Here is a 16,544-nt window from a genome sequence, read left to right as displayed (position 1 = left end):
CCCATTAGTGGCGAATGAAAAAGGATATCATTTTAGCAGGTGTAGGCGGCCAGGGAATTTTAACCATGGCTGCAGCTATAGGACTGGCAGCGATAGACTCAGGTTTGCATCTTAAACAGGCGGAGGTGCATGGAATGAGCCAACGTGGCGGAGCAGTGCAATCACATCTCCGGCTTTCTACGGATGAGATTTTTTCAGACCTTATCCCTCAGGGTAAGGCAGACATGATCATCTCCATAGAACCCATGGAATCATTGCGCTACACACAAATGCTATACCATGACGGATGGCTTATTGCCAATGCTAATCCACATATAAACATCCCGGACTATCCCGAAATGGAACAAATCCTCAATGAAATAAAAAAAGTAAAGAACCATGTGATCATTGATGCCGATGCCATTGCAAAGGAAATAGAAGCACCTCGTGCCACAAATATCATAGTCCTGGGAGCTGCAGCACCTTTCATGGATATGGATATCAGCCACCTGGAAAAGGGGTTGGAGATACTGTTTGGCAAAAAAGGAACTGCTGTGCTGGAATCGAACATCAAAGCACTAAGAGCAGGTCGGGATTACGCCGAAAAAAGCCTTATCAGATAAGGGGATATTTTTTAAATATCTCGTTGGAGTGCATCAATATATCAACGTATTGAGCACGCTTGTATGTAAATGGATCTTTTAGTTCCTTTTTGGAGAGTTTGCCCCGGAAATCATCCAGTTTTTGGTAATTCTTTTTTTCCATCCATGCCTGAACCTCATCCAACATTACCTTTATCTGGTCAATTCCGTTTTTATAGAGGGTGCTTACAACCTGAACGGTATCGGCACCTGCAAGTATCATGCTGATCACATCTTCACCTGTATAAATTCCACTGTTGGCGCAAATCTTGGCATTGGTCTGACCAAAAAGTAAGCCGGCAAAGCGCAGACAAAGCCTGTTATCATTCTGATTACTGAGATTATAAGGAAAATAATGCTCTTCCAGGTCGATATCAATCTCAGGTTGGAACAAGCGGTTGAATAACACAAATGCATCCACGCCTGATTTATCCATTTCAGCTATTGTGTAAAGGATATTTGTATAGAAAGGACTCAACTTAACAGCAATAGGAAGCTTTACGCTTTCTTTTACCTTTTGCAGAATATCCAGTTGTTCTGTAAGAATTGACCTGCCATCGATATGAAACTCTTTTGGAACGGCATAAAAATTCACTTCCAGTCCATCAACACCGGTTTGCTCGATCTTTTGTGCATATTCCACCCAGGTTTCTTCATACACTGCATTCAGACTTGCGATCAGGGGTATCCCTATGCTTTCTTTGGCTTTCCTTAATTTAAGCAGAAAGGCATCAGGACCGGCATCTCCCATATCCGGGAACATGGATGAAGACATTTCGGCGTGCCGGCTTGCATAGTCTTCCTCGGCACCATAGTTCTCAAGATTCTCCAGATGAATCTGTTCCTCAAAAAGTGATTTATATACGATGGCAGCTGCACCTGCGTCTTCAAGTTTCCTGAGTGCATCCAAATCAGTTACGAGGTTACTTGCCCCTACAATAATGGGATTCTTAAGCCTGATTCCCATATAGTTAACGCTTAAATCCATATAAATTCAGTTTAATTATTCTCAATATCTTTTATTCCCGTGTAAAGGTAGACAAATATAGTAAATTACGTTTTCACGGGAACAATCTAAAATCAGTATAAATAATAAACGGGTAGGTAAAATTGATTTTGAGGTAAATATTATTTAGTAATTTCGTGCCCGTATTACGCTTTGTATAAAGTCCTAAATTTCAATACTTATGGCAAATAAGAAAAAATTCATCACATGCGATGGAAATTACGCTGCGTCTCATGTTGCGTATATGTTCAGCGAGGTAGCATGTATCTATCCGATCACTCCTTCTTCCACAATGGCCGAATACATTGATGAGTGGGCCGCTCACGGAAGAAAAAACATATTCAATGAAACCGTTAAGGTGGAAGAACTGCAATCGGAAGGAGGAGCATCAGGTGCGTTACATGGAGCCTTGCAGGCTGGAACCCTTAGTTCAACCTTTACTGCCTCCCAGGGCTTGCTTCTCATGATACCCAACATGTACAAAATTGCCGGAGAATTATTACCGGCGGTTTTCCATGTCAGTGCACGTTCCGTTGCTGCTCATGCTCTTTCCATTTTTGGAGATCACAGTGATGTGATGGCTACACGACAGACCGGATTCGCCATGCTGGCATCCGGGGGTATCCAGGAAATTATGGATATCGGAGGTGTTGCCCACCTGGCTGCCATTAAAAGCCGGATCCCTTTCCTGCATTTTTTCGATGGATTCCGCAGCTCTCATGAGATACAGAAAATTGAAGTCCTTAATAACGACGATGTCCGCGACCTTGTCGATTTCAATGCTATCCAGGAATTCCGTGACAGGGCACTCAATCCTGAACATCCTGTAACACGCGGAACAGCACAGAATCCTGATATTTTCTTCCAGGCCAAGGAAGCTGCAAGCCGTTTCTACGATCCAATCCCCGATATCGTGGAAGAGTATATGCAGGAAATCTCCAGGAAAACCGGCAGGGAATATCATCCTTTCAACTACTATGGAGCACCTGATGCAGAGCACATCGTTATTGCCATGGGTTCTGTGACCGACACCATCAAGGAAGTCATCGACTACCTGATGAGCAAAGGAGAAAAAGTAGGCCTCATTGCAGTGCATCTCTACAGGCCATTCTCAGCAAAGTATTTTATGAAAGTGATGCCGAAAACCGTTAAACGCATCACCGTGCTTGATCGCACCAAGGAACTGGGTGCCAATGGTGAACCTCTGTATCTTGATGTAAGGGACCTCTTTTACGAACAGGACAATGCCCCCATGATCGTTGGAGGGCGTTATGGACTGAGTTCAAAAGATACCACACCTTCTATGATCATCTCCGTTTTCGAGAACATGAAACGCAACGAACCCAAAAACAGGTTCACGGTTGGTATTGTAGATGACGTCAAATTTACCTCACTCCCACTGCTTCCTGAAATCAATACTTCTCCCAAAGGAACCTATTCGGCAAAATTCTATGGACTGGGGTCTGACGGTACCGTGGGAGCCAACAAAAACTCCATTAAGATCATTGGCGATACTACCGATAAATATGTACAGGCATACTTCGCGTATGACTCAAAGAAATCAGGAGGTATCACCACTTCGCATCTGCGTTTCGGTGATAAACCCATACATTCAACCTACCTTGTCAACACACCCGATTTTGTAGCATGCCATGTGCCTTCCTATCTTGGAAAGTACAACATGCTGAAGGGACTTAAAAAAGGAGGAACTTTTCTATTGAACAGCATCTGGGACGAGGAAGAGACCCTGAACAAACTTCCTAACTCCATGAAACGCTACCTTGGCGAGAATGAGATAGATTTTTATATCATCAACGCTACCAAGATCGCTGCAGAGATTGGATTAGGCAGTCGTACCAATACCATCATGCAGGCATCCTTCTTTAAAATCTCCAATGTTATTCCTTATGAATCCGCGATTGATGAAATGAAGAAAGCCATTGTCAAATCCTTTGGAAATAAGGGTGAAGACATTGTGAACATGAACAAAATGGCTGTCGACAAAGGCGGGGAAGTTACAAAAGTAGAAATACCCGCTTCCTGGAAAAACATTGACCCCACGGATGAGAAAGATGAAAGGGAAGCGCCTGAATTCGTTCTCAACGTAGCGGATCCCATCAATCATCTGAAAGGTGACGACCTGCCGGTAAGTGCTTTTGTCGGAAGAGAAGACGGCACATTCCCGCAGGGAACCACCGCTTATGAAAAACGAGGCATCGCCGTAGAGGTTCCTGAATGGATTCCTGAGAACTGTATCCAGTGTAACCAATGTGCTTTTGTTTGCCCTCATGCCGCTATACGTCCGTTCCTGCTTAATGATGAAGAGCTGAAAAATGCACCGGAAGGGACTGTTGCCATAAAAGCCATTGGAAAAGAATTGGCAGGATTACACTTCCGTATGCAGGTTAGTGCACTCGACTGTACAGGATGCGGAAACTGTGTGGATATCTGTCCTTCGAAAACCAACGCTCTTGAAATGAAACCACTGGAAACACAGTTGGTTGAAATTGACCGTTGGACCTACATGGACGAAAAGGTAGGTTACAAAGAAAATCTGCTTCCAAAAGATAAAACCGTCAAGAACAGCCAGTTTGCCCAACCCCTGTTTGAATTCTCAGGCGCTTGTGCAGGCTGCGGAGAAACTCCTTACATAAAAGTTATCACGCAACTTTTCGGCGAAAGAATGATGATCTCCAATGCAACAGGCTGCTCCTCCATTTATGGTGGTTCCGCACCTTCCACACCATATTGCTTGCATAAAGAAACCGGACATGGACCATCCTGGGCCAATTCCCTATTCGAAGACAATGCGGAATACGGTTTTGGTATGGCAATTGGAGTAAGGAAAATGAGGACAAGGATAGCGGAAAGGCTTGCAATCCTTAATGGTTCACTGAATGACGAAGGCAAAGAAATCGTAAAAGAATGGTTGGATGGCATGGAAAATGCCGAAGCCTCAAAAACAGCCTCCGCCAAATTGGTAAAATTGCTTGAAGGTATCAATGATCCCATAGCAAAGGAAATACTGGCACTCAAACAATACCTGGTAAAAAAATCGGTATGGGTATTTGGCGGTGACGGATGGGCTTACGACATCGGTTACGGTGGTCTCGACCATGTTTTAGCTTCCGGGGAAGACATCAATGTGCTTGTGATGGATACGGAAGTATATTCCAACACGGGAGGCCAGTCATCCAAGGCTACACCGGTCGGTGCAGTAGCTAAATTTGCTGCATCCGGCAAGAAAATACGTAAGAAAGACCTCGGAATGATGTCCATGACATACGGTTATGTATATGTTGCCCAGGTAGCTATGGGATCCAGCCAGTCGCAGTTCTTCAAGGCTATCAAAGAAGCGGAAGCGTATCCCGGACCATCTCTGATCATTGCGTATTCTCCATGCATCAATCACGGACTAAAAGCCGGAATGGGTAAATCACAACACGAAGAAAAACTGGCTGTTGAAGCCGGTTACTGGCAACTATACCGCTATAACCCCATGCTTGAAGAGGAAGGCAAGAATCCGTTTACCCTTGATTCCAAAGAACCCGACTGGACAAGATTCCAGGATTTCCTGAACGGAGAAGTACGATATACTTCACTCAAACAATCATTCCCCTCCGAAGCGGCACGCCTCGATGCCCTGGCTGAAAAGAATGCCAAATGGAGGTATATGAGTTATAAACGACTTGCAGAAATGAGTTTCTAATAAAAAAAAAGGCTGTCGTTTGACAGCCTTTTTTTTTAATTCATTCTGAACTCAAACGGCAATCTAGCCTGGACGCCCTGATGTTCTGAAAGGTACTTCACGTATTCATAATAATTATAGAATTCCCCGAGTTCTTCCTTTATCTGTTTTTGAACGGCAGCGCCGCCGGTCATTTCCTTCAGCAATTGTTCCAGGGGATCTTTCAATTCAGGAAGGTTTTTTATCTTATAATTGGTTAATCCGGCCATGGAAGCTGCAAGGTCAACCGCTTCCTGCAAACCACCAAATTCATCGATAAGTCCAATCTCAAGGGCATCAATACCTGACCATACACGCCCCTGTCCGATTTCATCCACTTTTTCTATGCTCATATTTCTGCCTGAAGAAACCCTTTCCAGGAATACCTGGTAAAAGCGGTCTATTTCATTTTCCATTTTGGCCCGCTGGAAAGAGGAAAGAGGCTTTGTAACCGACGGGAAATCGGCATTAGCATTGGTCTTTACGTGATCAAAGGTCATCCCGAGCTTTTCGTTGAACATCCCCTGCATGTTTGGGATCAAAGCAAAAACCCCGATAGAACCGGTAATGGTAGAAGGATCTGCGAGGATCTTATCTGCGGCACAACTGATCCAGTAACCTCCGGAAGCAGCCACATCCCCCATGGAAACAACAAATGGCTTTGTTTCTTTTGCCAGTTTTACCTCTCTCCAGATTACATCGGAGGCAACTCCATCCCCACCGGGAGAGTTTACACGCATTACAATAGCCTTAATATTATCATCCAGCCGGGCTTTCCTGATCGCTTTAGAAAGGGAGGCAGAACCTATGTTCTCTTCACCACCTTCCCCTTGAGCAATAGTGCCCACGGCATAAATCACAGCAACCTTATCTCTGGTAAACTCAGCCTTTTCCGGTTGAGGGGCATGTGTATATTTTGAGAGCGACAATGAGTTAATATCCTCATCTTCTGCAATACCCAGGCGTGTGCGCATATCCGCCAGAACCTCATCCATATAAACAAGTTTGTCGACAAACTTCATTTCCAATGCACTCTTAGGATTAAAAAACACCGAAAGCTCATCAGCAGCCTTGTTCAGATCTTCTATGCTTATTCCCCTCGCCTCAGAAAAAGCCGGTAGCATGTCATTCCAGATCGTGGAAATAATGCGGTCAAGCTGCTCCCGATTCTCAGCACTATAGTCCTCTCTCGTGAAAATTTCACCGGCACCTTTGAATTTACCGTGTCTTATAAGTTGCGGCTCCACGTCGATTTTTTCGAGTGTTCCTTTCAGAAACATGGATTCGATGTGCATACCACGAAAATCTATAAAACCCTGTGGATGCAGATATATCTGATCGGCCACAGTAGCAAGGTAATAAGCCGATTGAGAATAGGCATCACTATAGGCTATAATCCATTTGCCTGAGTTTTTGAATTCCTGCAAAGCATCCCGGATCTCCCGGATGGTTGCAATGCCGGCAGGAATCATAGAAGGATTCATAAAAATACCCTTAATCTTTTCATCCCGGGTAGCCTTTTCAATGTTGGCCAAAATGTCATTCAGCCCTACCGGCTTTTTAAATTCCTGGGAAGCCATATCGTAATTACCAAATGGAGATTTAGGAGTTCTTTCGGGTATAGGTTGATCGAGGGTAATCTTCAATACAGTATTCTGATCAACCATAACTGTCTGTTGATCAGCCATGGAGATAAATGCCGTGATCATACCCATAATTATAAAAAATACAATCACCAATGTGAGTACCGTACCCAGCATCGATGCAAACATGAACTTAAAAAATTGCTTCATAACCGTAAATATTTATTGATGTTATGCAATATTAACAAATTTGAAGCAAAAAAGAAATTAAGTTTTTATTAAATATGTGCTTCTTATTGTATTTTTGGCTATCGCAAACATCATGAATAAAGGGGTAATATCCATAGGGACCAATCTTGGCGACAAGTTACAAAACCTGAAAGAAGCAAGTTTCAGGATTCAGAGCCTGGGCTGCAACATATTGAAACAAAGTTCTGTTTATGAAACAGAGCCCTGGGGATTTTACCCGGGAAGCAACTTCCTGAATCAAGTTATTGAACTGGAGACCAATATGATGCCAGGCGACTTGCTTGATCAGCTTCTCAAAATTGAGAAGGAAATGGGGCGCGAACGAAGCATGAACGGATATGAATCCAGGATCATAGATCTGGATATTTTGTTTTACGGAAACAAAGTCATCCTCGAAGGAAACCTCGTAATCCCCCACCCTCTTATTCAGGATCGAAGGTTTATCCTGATTCCATTGAACGAAATTTTACCAAATTTCCAACATCCTGTCATTCACAAGTCCATTAGCGAATTGCTTGATTCATGCCGGGATAATTCATGGGTTACTCCATACCTTTCAATTACCAAACCTTCACTATCAAGATGAATTACAGGTTTATCGCCATAGAAGGAAATATTGGATCAGGAAAGACCACCTTAGCCATGAAACTGGCATCATCCGTGCAGGGATCACTTCTATTGGAACGGTTTGAAGACAACTCCTTCCTGCCTAAGTTCTATCAGGATCCTGCGCGCTATGCTTTTACTCTCGAACTGTCATTTCTGGCGGACCGTTACCAGCAAATACGGGAAAAGACATCTACCCCTGCTCTATTTGACAAAACAATAATAGCAGATTATTTTATTGATAAATCATGGATTTTTGCGGGTGTTACTTTGAATTCATCTGAATTTGGACTGTTTAAGAGGTTATTCGATATTATATATCCAACCCTTCCCAAGCCCGATCTAATCATTTATCTGCATTCTACTCCAGGAATTGTCGAAAAAAGGATTAAAATCCGGGGAAGGGATTATGAACGGGGTATACCGATTGATTACCTGCAATCTATCCATGATAAATACATCAGCTATTTCCGTCAGCATCCCGGGATAAGAGTATTAAGCATTGATATTGCCCACCATGACCTGATCATGGAACCGGAAAAGTTTAAAAAACTGTTGACAATTATTCAGGAAGATCTTCCCGAAGGTATGAATGAGATTGATTTGTAAATATTTATCTATTCTGTAAAAAAAGAGAGGCTACCAAACGGCAGCCTCTCTTTTAAGAATTATGATAAGATAAATTATTGCACAATAGCTTGGAATTCAGGAGCATTAAAATACTTAATGAATTCGCGGTCGTCTTTTGCACGGGCAGCCAGTTGAGGATCCCCACTGATTGCTTTGCCAAGATATTCATACATCAGGCTGGTATTGTCGGTGCGTGAACCAACGATAGCGAGCAGATAATATGTTTCAGGATGTTGCGGAGCACATTTCAGTGTACTTTCTGCTGCACTGGTATTGCCACTCATGAGCTGGGCCAGTCCGACATTGTACTTGCACTTTGTGCTTCCGAAAAGTTGTAATGCTTTGCTGAAGTTACCATGCAGGATCTCAAGGGTTCCGAGGTTATAATTAACATTCTCACCCAATTGCTGTGCATTCTTGAAGTATGACTCAGCACTTTCATAGTTTCCTTTATGGCATTCAATAACTCCGAGATTGTTCTTAACAATTCCGTTATTCGGGGATTTGCTGTCGGCATTGCGGAACATTGATTCAGCACCGGCTACGTTACCCATTGCCAGTTCAGCATCACCGGCATTGTTATAGGCGGTCCAGCAATTCGGATAAATGGAGAAAGTAGTCTTGTAAATCTTCAGCTTACTTTCGTTATCATCGTACATAGTTGCAGCATACAACAATTCTTCCACTTTAAGGGAATCAGGATATTGCATTGCATAAGCCTTGATCTGCTCATCCGGACGTTTCGGTTCGTAGCAGTTAACTGCAATAACGGTACGACGCAATGGAGGCAGCATATTTTCTTCTATCTCAGGATAGATCAGGATCATGTTGCGGATCTCCTCTTCGCGTTTGCTCGGAGCAGCGCTACGGATAACATTCAGGATGGCATTTTTGTCTTTAACATTCGATTGCTGAACATTGGCCAGGAAGCCTTCCCAGTCCGGACCATGCCATTTAAGATTAAATGTGATCTCTGTCTTTGGGTCTTTGATAGCTACCCTTGAATCTTTTTTCTTGGCAATCTTTTTAATCTCGGCAATCATGTAATTGTACGTAGTATTTGTACGCTTTTCAGAGAGGTCGTTGTTAAATGTCTCTTCACCTTCGGGAGATGCCCAACCATCGATCTGAATGTCGCGGATTTTCCATCCACCGGCGATAAACTCAGATATCTCGGTCAGTTTGCTCTTGTTCTCGTCAAGCTTGTTCAGAGGAGCTCTCCAATTTAGATCAAAGCGGTTAACAAAGAAGTATATCATAGCCTTTTTGGTAACAATGACCTCTTTCTGATAGCCATGAGCACCAGCAATGGTTAGCTGATCATTCATGATCATACGGGAGGTGTAAATAACACCATCAGCAAGTTTGCGGGCCGGCAGTTCAACAAACTTTGCCTGTTCCTTGATCTCATCTTTGTTGGCATATGTCTTCTCCTTAACCTGATAGATCACGGGAACAACCACAAGGTCGGAAGCGTTCATACCAGGTTCATAGGGAACTGTTGTTTTGTAGCTGAATGAGCCGCCATTCTTGTAATTGATCATCTGTCCTTCACCTATAACATCTTCACCTTTCAGAGTGATTGGATCATATACAGCTTCGCCGCCTGGCCAGGTAAGGACTGGGACAAGGTACATTGCGGATTTCTTATCGAAATACTTGGGAGGAACCGTACCGGAAAATGTAATTTCAACGGAATCGCCGATAGCTTCCACAGGATCCGGAGTAGCTTTAAGCGTAACCAGTTCGAAATCCTTTTCCATTTTCTTTAAACCACCGGAAAAACCGAATTTGTATGTAATACCAAGGCTGGTATAGCTGTACATATCGTTTTTAACAGGATAATCGCGTTTTACGATGACTCCGTCAAGGCGCTCAGTATCTGTCCATTTCCATTGGCTTTCCAGGGTGATATCCACTTTTTCGGAAGCACGGATAGCAAATCCTATACCTGCGGGAACAGACCAAACCATTGTTCTGTTGAAAAAGCCTGATTTATCTCCTTTTCCGCTTGGTCCGATAACATCTCCGCTATATCCGTTTTTTGCATAAAGGAAACCGGTTTCAGAATCCTTAAGTTTCGTTTTGAACTGTATCTGACCAAATCCGACGATACCATAAAAATTGATAAGTCTTTCCTTATATCCAAATAACATATTGGTAAAACTGATTGTTCCGGCCAGGTGATAATCAAAATAATCGGCATCGAAGTATACATCTCTGTAATTATGCTCAGCCATTTTTGATTTTTCACCATTCAACCAACCACCGGATACCTGTGCACGAGCACCCAAAAATGGCAGAAATTGCCATCCGGCATTGGCACCAAAGCCCATCCGCCAGGTTTCTGTTGGAGGGAGCACCAGATTATTTGAAACATCAGTGTGGGCAAGACTTATTCCCGCGTTGATATTAGCAAACCAGTAACGGGAAAAAGAGGTAGATTTTTTCGAGGCTTTATCTCCGGCTTCCTGTCCCATCATTAGAATGGGCAGAACACCAAAAAGAATGATAGCCAGGAACTTCAAGGCAGCACTGTAATTCTTTTTCATAATTCTTAATTTTTAATTATTTGAAAATGTAGCAATTATCCTCTATATCACAAATATACGATATAAAATCAAAATAGAAAATAACGGATGCTTTTTTTTTGTTTAATAATCCTGCAAAAATATAAAAAAACACCCCGGAAACATATCTATTGCCCGGTTTATTTAACAATATTTTAATGATCAATGTTCATACGTGAAAATAACTTTTATTGTTTCAATGCTTATTACATTAAATGAGTATCGGGAAACATGGAAGCAAAGTTTCAGGTTTCAGGTTTCAGGTTTCAGGTTACAACTCAAAACTCAAAGCTCCCACCCAAACTACCTGCAACCTGCACCCTGCAACCTGAAACCTACACCCTGCAACCTGCACCCTGTAACCTGCACCCTGTAACCTGCACCCTGCAACCTGCAACCTGTACCCTGTAACCTGGCGCCTGTAACTTGATAGTAATCTTTCCCGATACTCATAATACATTAACCTATTTTTCATACAAAAAATCTCTATATGCCAAAAAAAGCTGCCATATGACCATCCCGGCACTGACGGCAATGTTTATAGAATGTTTTGTTCCAAATTGGGGTATTTCTACACATAAGTCTGCCCCCTCCACAACATTGTCCTGCACTCCATTAACCTCATGACCAAAAACAACAGCAATATTTTCCTCCGGATCAGGATTCCATTTATCCAGCATGATGCTATCATCAGCCTGTTCAATGGCAACGATGCGATATCCGTTTTTCTGCAATTCATTAACTGCCTGGATCGTTTCTTCAAAATACTTCCATTTCACCGATTCTGTTGCTCCCAATGCTGTTTTGGATATTTCCCGGTGCGGGGGACGGGCGGTGATCCCACACAAATAGATAGCTTCTACACGGAAGGCATCCGCTGACCTGAAAACACTACCAATATTATTCAGACTTCGGACATTATCGAGTATAATAATGACCGGCATCTTGGAAGCGTTACGGTAATCCTCTAACGATAAACGGTTAAGTTCGCTATTAGCCAGTTTCCTCATAACGATGAATGAGTTATCAACAAAAAACATGGTTTTTGTTGAATACTTGCCGGTTAAAATCCGGGCTTGACCTGCAAAATAAAGTATTTTTGTTTTTACTTCATGCTTGTATTTTGAAATTCTTCATACAGCATCCCGGTTTTTATGAAAGCAGGGAGGTATAGATTATGGTATGCAGGAATTTAAAGTTTTATTAAACCAGTTTTACGGTGGCCGGTGAAAGGAAAATAGCAGAGACCCCGCTAATGAAGCAATATAACGCTATTAAAACGCGATACCCGGACGCATTGCTGTTATTCAGGGTGGGAGATTTCTATGAAACATTTGGAGAAGATGCTGTAAAAGCATCGAAAATCCTGGGAATTGTCCTGACCAAAAGGGCCAATGGAGCAGCTTCCTATGTCGAGCTCGCCGGATTTCCTCACCACAGCCTCGATACCTACCTTCCCAAACTTGTGAAGGCAGGTCAGAGGGTAGCTATCTGCGAACAGCTCGAGGATCCTAAGCTGGCAAAAACTATTGTAAAAAGAGGAGTAACGGAAATGGTCACCCCGGGTGTCGCCATCAGTGAAAATGTTCTCCAGCAAAAAGAAAATAATTTCCTTTCCGGGCTTCATTTGAACGGATCCGTATCAGGGGTCTCTTTCCTGGATATCTCAACCGGAGAATTTTATGTAGCTCAGGGACCCAATGAATATATCGACAAGCTGATCCAGACCTTTAAACCCAATGAAGTTATCCTGCAAAAAAGCAAAAGGCAGCGTTTTAATGAAGTTTTCGGGCATAAGTTTTACACAAATACGTTCGACGACTGGGTATTTACGCATGATTTTGCCCATGAACTGCTGACACGGCATTTCGGGACCATGTCTCTTAAGGGTTTTGGGATTGAGGAACTCAATGACGCCATTATTGCTGCTGGAGCGGCACTGCACTACCTGGCAGAAACGCACCATGAAAAAACAGGCCATATCCAAAGCATCTCGCGCATAGAGGAAGAGCGTTTCGTTTGGCTCGACCGGTTCACTATCCGCAATCTTGAATTGATACATCCCATTAATGAAAATGCCCGCACCCTGCTGGAGGTTCTTGATCAAACACTTACCCCCATGGGGGGACGAATGCTTCGACGCTGGATCGTTCTGCCTCTGAAAGAAAAGCAACCCATAGAAGAAAGACTTGACACCGTTGGTTTTTTTATACATAATGGTGACACTGCACAAATCCTCGCACGCGAACTCAGGCTTATCGGTGACCTGGAAAGAATCATTTCCCGCGTTGCCCTGGGAAAAGTTAACCCCAGGGAGGTTGTCCAGCTAAAACGTGCACTCAATGCGGTTGAGAAAATAAAGTCATTATGCCAGGAAGCACAACATCCCGTGCTTCAACGACTTTCGGAACAACTAAATCCATGCTTCACTGCAAGAAACCGCATTGAAAAGGAAGTTGAAGAAGATCCTCCTGCCATCCCGTCAAAAGGAGGAGTCATCAGGAAAGGAGTAAATGAAGAACTGGATGAACTCAGAAACCTGGCTTTTTCAGGAAAAGACTACCTTGAAAATATACAAAGGCGCGAAACAGAACGCACCGGAATATCCTCACTCAAGATCGGATATAACACTGTGTTCGGTTATTACCTGGAGGTAACCAATACCCATAAGGATAAAGTTCCCCCGGAATGGCACCGGAAACAAACCCTGGTTAACTCCGAGAGATATATAACCGACGAACTGAAAGAATACGAACAAAAAATCCTGACTGCCGAAGAAAAGATCCTGGCACTGGAAATCAAGCTTTTCCAGCAACTTGTGAGCGATCTGAATGAATATATTCCTGCAGTCCAGCTCAATGCCAATATCATTGCACGCCTTGATTGTCTCCGATCTTTTGCAGAAGCTTCCAATAATTATAAATATGCACGCCCGGAAATAAGTGAATCGCATATCATAAATGTACATAAAGGCCGCCATCCTGTAATTGAGCAGGAATTGCCACTGGGAGAAGATTATGTACCGAATGACGTTCTCCTCGACAATGATAAACAACAAATCATCATACTGACCGGCCCCAATATGTCAGGGAAATCGGCGTTTTTGCGACAAACCGCTTTGATCGTACTGATGGCGCAAATGGGTTGTTTCGTGCCGGCAGAGAAGGCAAAAATAGGGCTGGTCGATAAAGTGTTCACCCGCGTAGGGGCTTCCGACAATATTTCATCAGGTGAATCGACATTCATGGTGGAAATGAACGAAGCAGCCAGCATCCTGAACAATGTCTCCGACCGCAGCCTCATCATCCTGGATGAGATCGGACGGGGTACCAGTACCTACGATGGTATTTCCATTGCCTGGGCCATCACCGAATTCCTGCATGAACATCCGCTCTTCAAACCCAAGGTTCTGTTCGCAACGCATTATCACGAACTGAATGAAATGGCAACTTCATTTTCCAGGATAAAAAACTACCATATCAGCATCAGGGAAGTAAATAATGAGGTCATCTTCCTGCGTAAACTCGCCAGAGGAGGAAGCGAACATAGCTTCGGCATTCATGTAGCCAGGATGGCCGGCATGCCAAAAACCGTTGTTAACCGGGCAAATGACATCCTGGAACAACTGGAAAAATCCCACAGTAATGAGCAACTCACCAAAAAAGGAAAGAAAACCGGAAAATCAAACAACGAATTTCAACTCAGCTTTATCCAACTTGATGATCCGCTGTTGCTGCAGATAAAGGAAGACATCCTGAATACCGATATTAATACTCTCACTCCCGTGGAAGCACTAATGAAGTTGAATGAAATAAAGAGGTTGCTTGATTCGTGATCCGTCAACTCTGAGTTCTTCAATGAGGGCATGAAAAGAAGCAAAAAAATAAAACCTTGTAAGAGATATACTTACAAGGCTTTTTTTATCTGGTTGTACCCAGGGCGGGACTTGAACCCGCACGACCATCACTGGTCATTGGATTTTAAGTCCAACGTGTCTACCAGTTCCACCACCTGGGCGAGATGAGTGTGAGTGTGGGTGTGAGTGTGAGTGTGGGGGCAAAAAAAATTCGATATCGTTTGGCTTGTTGATATCGAATTAATTTGAGCGGAAAACGGGACTCGAACCCGCGACCCCGACCTTGGCAAGGTCGTGCTCTACCAACTGAGCTATTTCCGCATACCCGGAAAGGGAGTGCAAATATAAAAAATTTTCTGTTGTGCAAAATAATTTAATAAGGATTTTTGATTTTAAAGACATCCAGGATTCGCGAAACACCTCGGAGATTTTTATTACCTTGCTCACTGATAAAACCTGGTATAATACCTCATTTAAAATCAATTAATTTTCAGTAATATGGAAATATTCCTATACATAATCATTGCCCTGCTCATTCTCAATATCCTGATGGTATATTTCCTGGGAAAAAAACATGGAGATAAAGGGCTTCAGGCACTGGAACCAAAGCTGGAAGAACTCAACAAGAGCGTACAAAACTTTGAAACCCGTCAGAAGGAAGAATTTAAGCTCAACCGGGAAGAAAGCGCTGCCATTGCCAAAGAAAACCGGACAGAACTAAACAATACCCTGCGTGAATTTCGTAAGGAAATGGCAGATACTTTCCGGGAAATATCGGAAAAGAACCAGCAAAGCCTCGAAAAAATAAACAAAACCCTGGAAGAAAGGATTACACGCCTGATCGACAAAGCTGATGAAAACAATAATGCTAACCGTGAATCACTTACCAAAAACCTTAAAGAGTTTTCTGAGGAACAGAAAAACAAATTCAATGACCTGAAAAATGAACTGACAACCCTTACTTTTAAGACTGTTGACCAACTCGACAAAATAAATCTGCAGGCCAAAGAAGACAGTAAGCAGATGCGTGAATCCATTACAAAGACATTTAAGGATTTCCAGGATACCTTTGAGAAAAATGTTGAATCGTTCAACAATTTACAGCGGGAGAAATTTACACATCTTGAGGAAAAACAAAACAAACTGATAGAGAGTACGGAAAAACGGCTGGAGGAAATGCGCCAGACCGTTGACGAGAAACTTCAAAAAACCCTTAGCGAACGGCTTGGGCAGTCGTTCGATATTGTCAGCAAACAACTGGAGAGTGTGCAGAAAGGACTGGGAGAGATGCAAACGTTGGCTCAGGATGTAGGAGGACTGAAGCGTGTGCTGAGCAATGTTAAAATGAGGGGAGGAATTGGGGAAGTACAACTGGCCATGCTTTTGGAGCAAGTTCTGGCGCCGGAGCAATATGAAGCCAACGTAAAAACCAAAGCCGGCAGCCAGGAAAGCGTTGAGTTTGCTATTAAACTGCCGGGAAGAGATGATTTCAGCAACGTGGTCTGGCTCCCGGTGGATGCCAAGTTCCCACGCGACATTTACGAACAACTGCAATCTGCTTACGATACCGGTGACATTCATCAGATTGAAGCAGCACAAAAACTGCTCGAAACCACTATTAAAAAAATGGCACGCGACATTCACGAAAAGTATATTGACCCGCCCAACACTACCGATTTCGGCATCATGTTCCTGCC

The 16,544-nt window shown here is 43.2% G+C and carries 11 protein-coding genes and 2 tRNA genes; 6 read left to right on the top strand and 7 right to left on the bottom strand.

All coding sequences use genetic code 11. The annotated features are described in order from the left end of the window. The first annotated feature begins 14 nt into the window (after nucleotides 1-14). Nucleotides 15-602 (top strand): indolepyruvate oxidoreductase subunit beta, encoded by a 588-nt coding sequence (locus KKA81_05020; GenBank protein MBU2650275.1) that lies wholly within the window; start codon nucleotides 15-17, stop codon nucleotides 600-602. On the opposite strand, the gene KKA81_05015 is transcribed toward KKA81_05020, so the two are convergent. Then, a complete protein-coding gene (locus tag KKA81_05015) occupies nucleotides 595-1,608 on the bottom strand; it encodes a dihydroorotate dehydrogenase-like protein (protein MBU2650274.1) in 1,014 nt (337 codons plus the stop codon). The two genes, KKA81_05020 and KKA81_05015, sit on opposite strands and share 8 nt — an antisense overlap. 199 nt (nucleotides 1,609-1,807) lie before the next feature. Here KKA81_05015 and nifJ point away from each other — a divergent pair, with 199 nt between their 5' ends. Further along, nucleotides 1,808-5,335 carry a pyruvate:ferredoxin (flavodoxin) oxidoreductase gene (gene nifJ, locus KKA81_05010; GenBank protein ID MBU2650273.1) on the top strand — a complete coding sequence of 1,176 codons (3,528 nt, stop codon included), beginning with the start codon at nucleotides 1,808-1,810 and terminating at the stop codon, nucleotides 5,333-5,335. A 35-nt stretch (nucleotides 5,336-5,370) separates the two neighbouring features. On the opposite strand, the gene sppA is transcribed toward nifJ, so the two are convergent. Then, nucleotides 5,371-7,146 (bottom strand): signal peptide peptidase SppA, encoded by a 1,776-nt coding sequence (sppA, locus tag KKA81_05005; protein MBU2650272.1) that lies wholly within the window; start codon nucleotides 7,144-7,146, stop codon nucleotides 5,371-5,373. A gap of 112 nt (nucleotides 7,147-7,258) precedes the next feature. Between sppA and folK the strand changes: the two genes are divergently transcribed. After that, nucleotides 7,259-7,771 carry a 2-amino-4-hydroxy-6-hydroxymethyldihydropteridine diphosphokinase gene (gene folK, locus KKA81_05000; GenBank protein ID MBU2650271.1) on the top strand — a complete coding sequence of 171 codons (513 nt, stop codon included), beginning with the start codon at nucleotides 7,259-7,261 and terminating at the stop codon, nucleotides 7,769-7,771. Next, on the top strand, nucleotides 7,768-8,400 hold the full coding sequence (locus KKA81_04995; protein ID MBU2650270.1) for a deoxynucleoside kinase: 633 nt from the start codon (nucleotides 7,768-7,770) through the stop codon (nucleotides 8,398-8,400). The genes folK and KKA81_04995 overlap by 4 nt, the downstream gene beginning before the upstream one ends. Before the next feature lie 74 nt (nucleotides 8,401-8,474). On the opposite strand, the gene KKA81_04990 is transcribed toward KKA81_04995, so the two are convergent. The 3 genes from KKA81_04990 to KKA81_04980 form a co-directional block, all read right to left on the bottom strand. Further along, nucleotides 8,475-10,973, bottom strand: coding sequence for a hypothetical protein (locus KKA81_04990; GenBank protein MBU2650269.1), 2,499 nt, complete (start codon nucleotides 10,971-10,973; stop codon nucleotides 8,475-8,477). Nucleotides 10,974-11,294: 321 nt separating this feature from the next. Next, a complete protein-coding gene (locus tag KKA81_04985) occupies nucleotides 11,295-11,444 on the bottom strand; it encodes a hypothetical protein (protein ID MBU2650268.1) in 150 nt (49 codons plus the stop codon). Nucleotides 11,445-11,455: 11 nt separating this feature from the next. Further along, a complete protein-coding gene (locus KKA81_04980) occupies nucleotides 11,456-12,001 on the bottom strand; it encodes a TrmH family RNA methyltransferase (protein MBU2650267.1) in 546 nt (181 codons plus the stop codon). 245 nt (nucleotides 12,002-12,246) lie between these two features. Between KKA81_04980 and mutS the strand changes: the two genes are divergently transcribed. Beyond that, nucleotides 12,247-14,826 (top strand): DNA mismatch repair protein MutS, encoded by a 2,580-nt coding sequence (gene mutS, locus KKA81_04975; GenBank protein ID MBU2650266.1) that lies wholly within the window; start codon nucleotides 12,247-12,249, stop codon nucleotides 14,824-14,826. 96 nt (nucleotides 14,827-14,922) lie between these two features. On the opposite strand, the gene KKA81_04970 is transcribed toward mutS, so the two are convergent. Beyond that, a tRNA-Leu gene (locus tag KKA81_04970) sits at nucleotides 14,923-15,008 on the bottom strand. Between the two features lie 87 nt (nucleotides 15,009-15,095). Further along, nucleotides 15,096-15,168: transfer RNA gene (locus tag KKA81_04965), tRNA-Gly, on the bottom strand. Nucleotides 15,169-15,597: 429 nt separating this feature from the next. Between KKA81_04965 and rmuC the strand changes: the two genes are divergently transcribed. Then, on the top strand, nucleotides 15,598-16,544 hold a 947-nt coding region (gene rmuC / locus KKA81_04960; GenBank protein ID MBU2650265.1), incomplete at its 3' end, for a DNA recombination protein RmuC.

The sequence above is a fragment of the Bacteroidota bacterium genome, from assembly GCA_018831055.1.
Classification (GTDB): Bacteria; Bacteroidota; Bacteroidia; order Bacteroidales; family B18-G4; genus M55B132.
The sequence above is the reverse complement of the archived record's forward strand: the minus strand, read 5'-3'. Positions and strand labels throughout refer to the sequence as shown.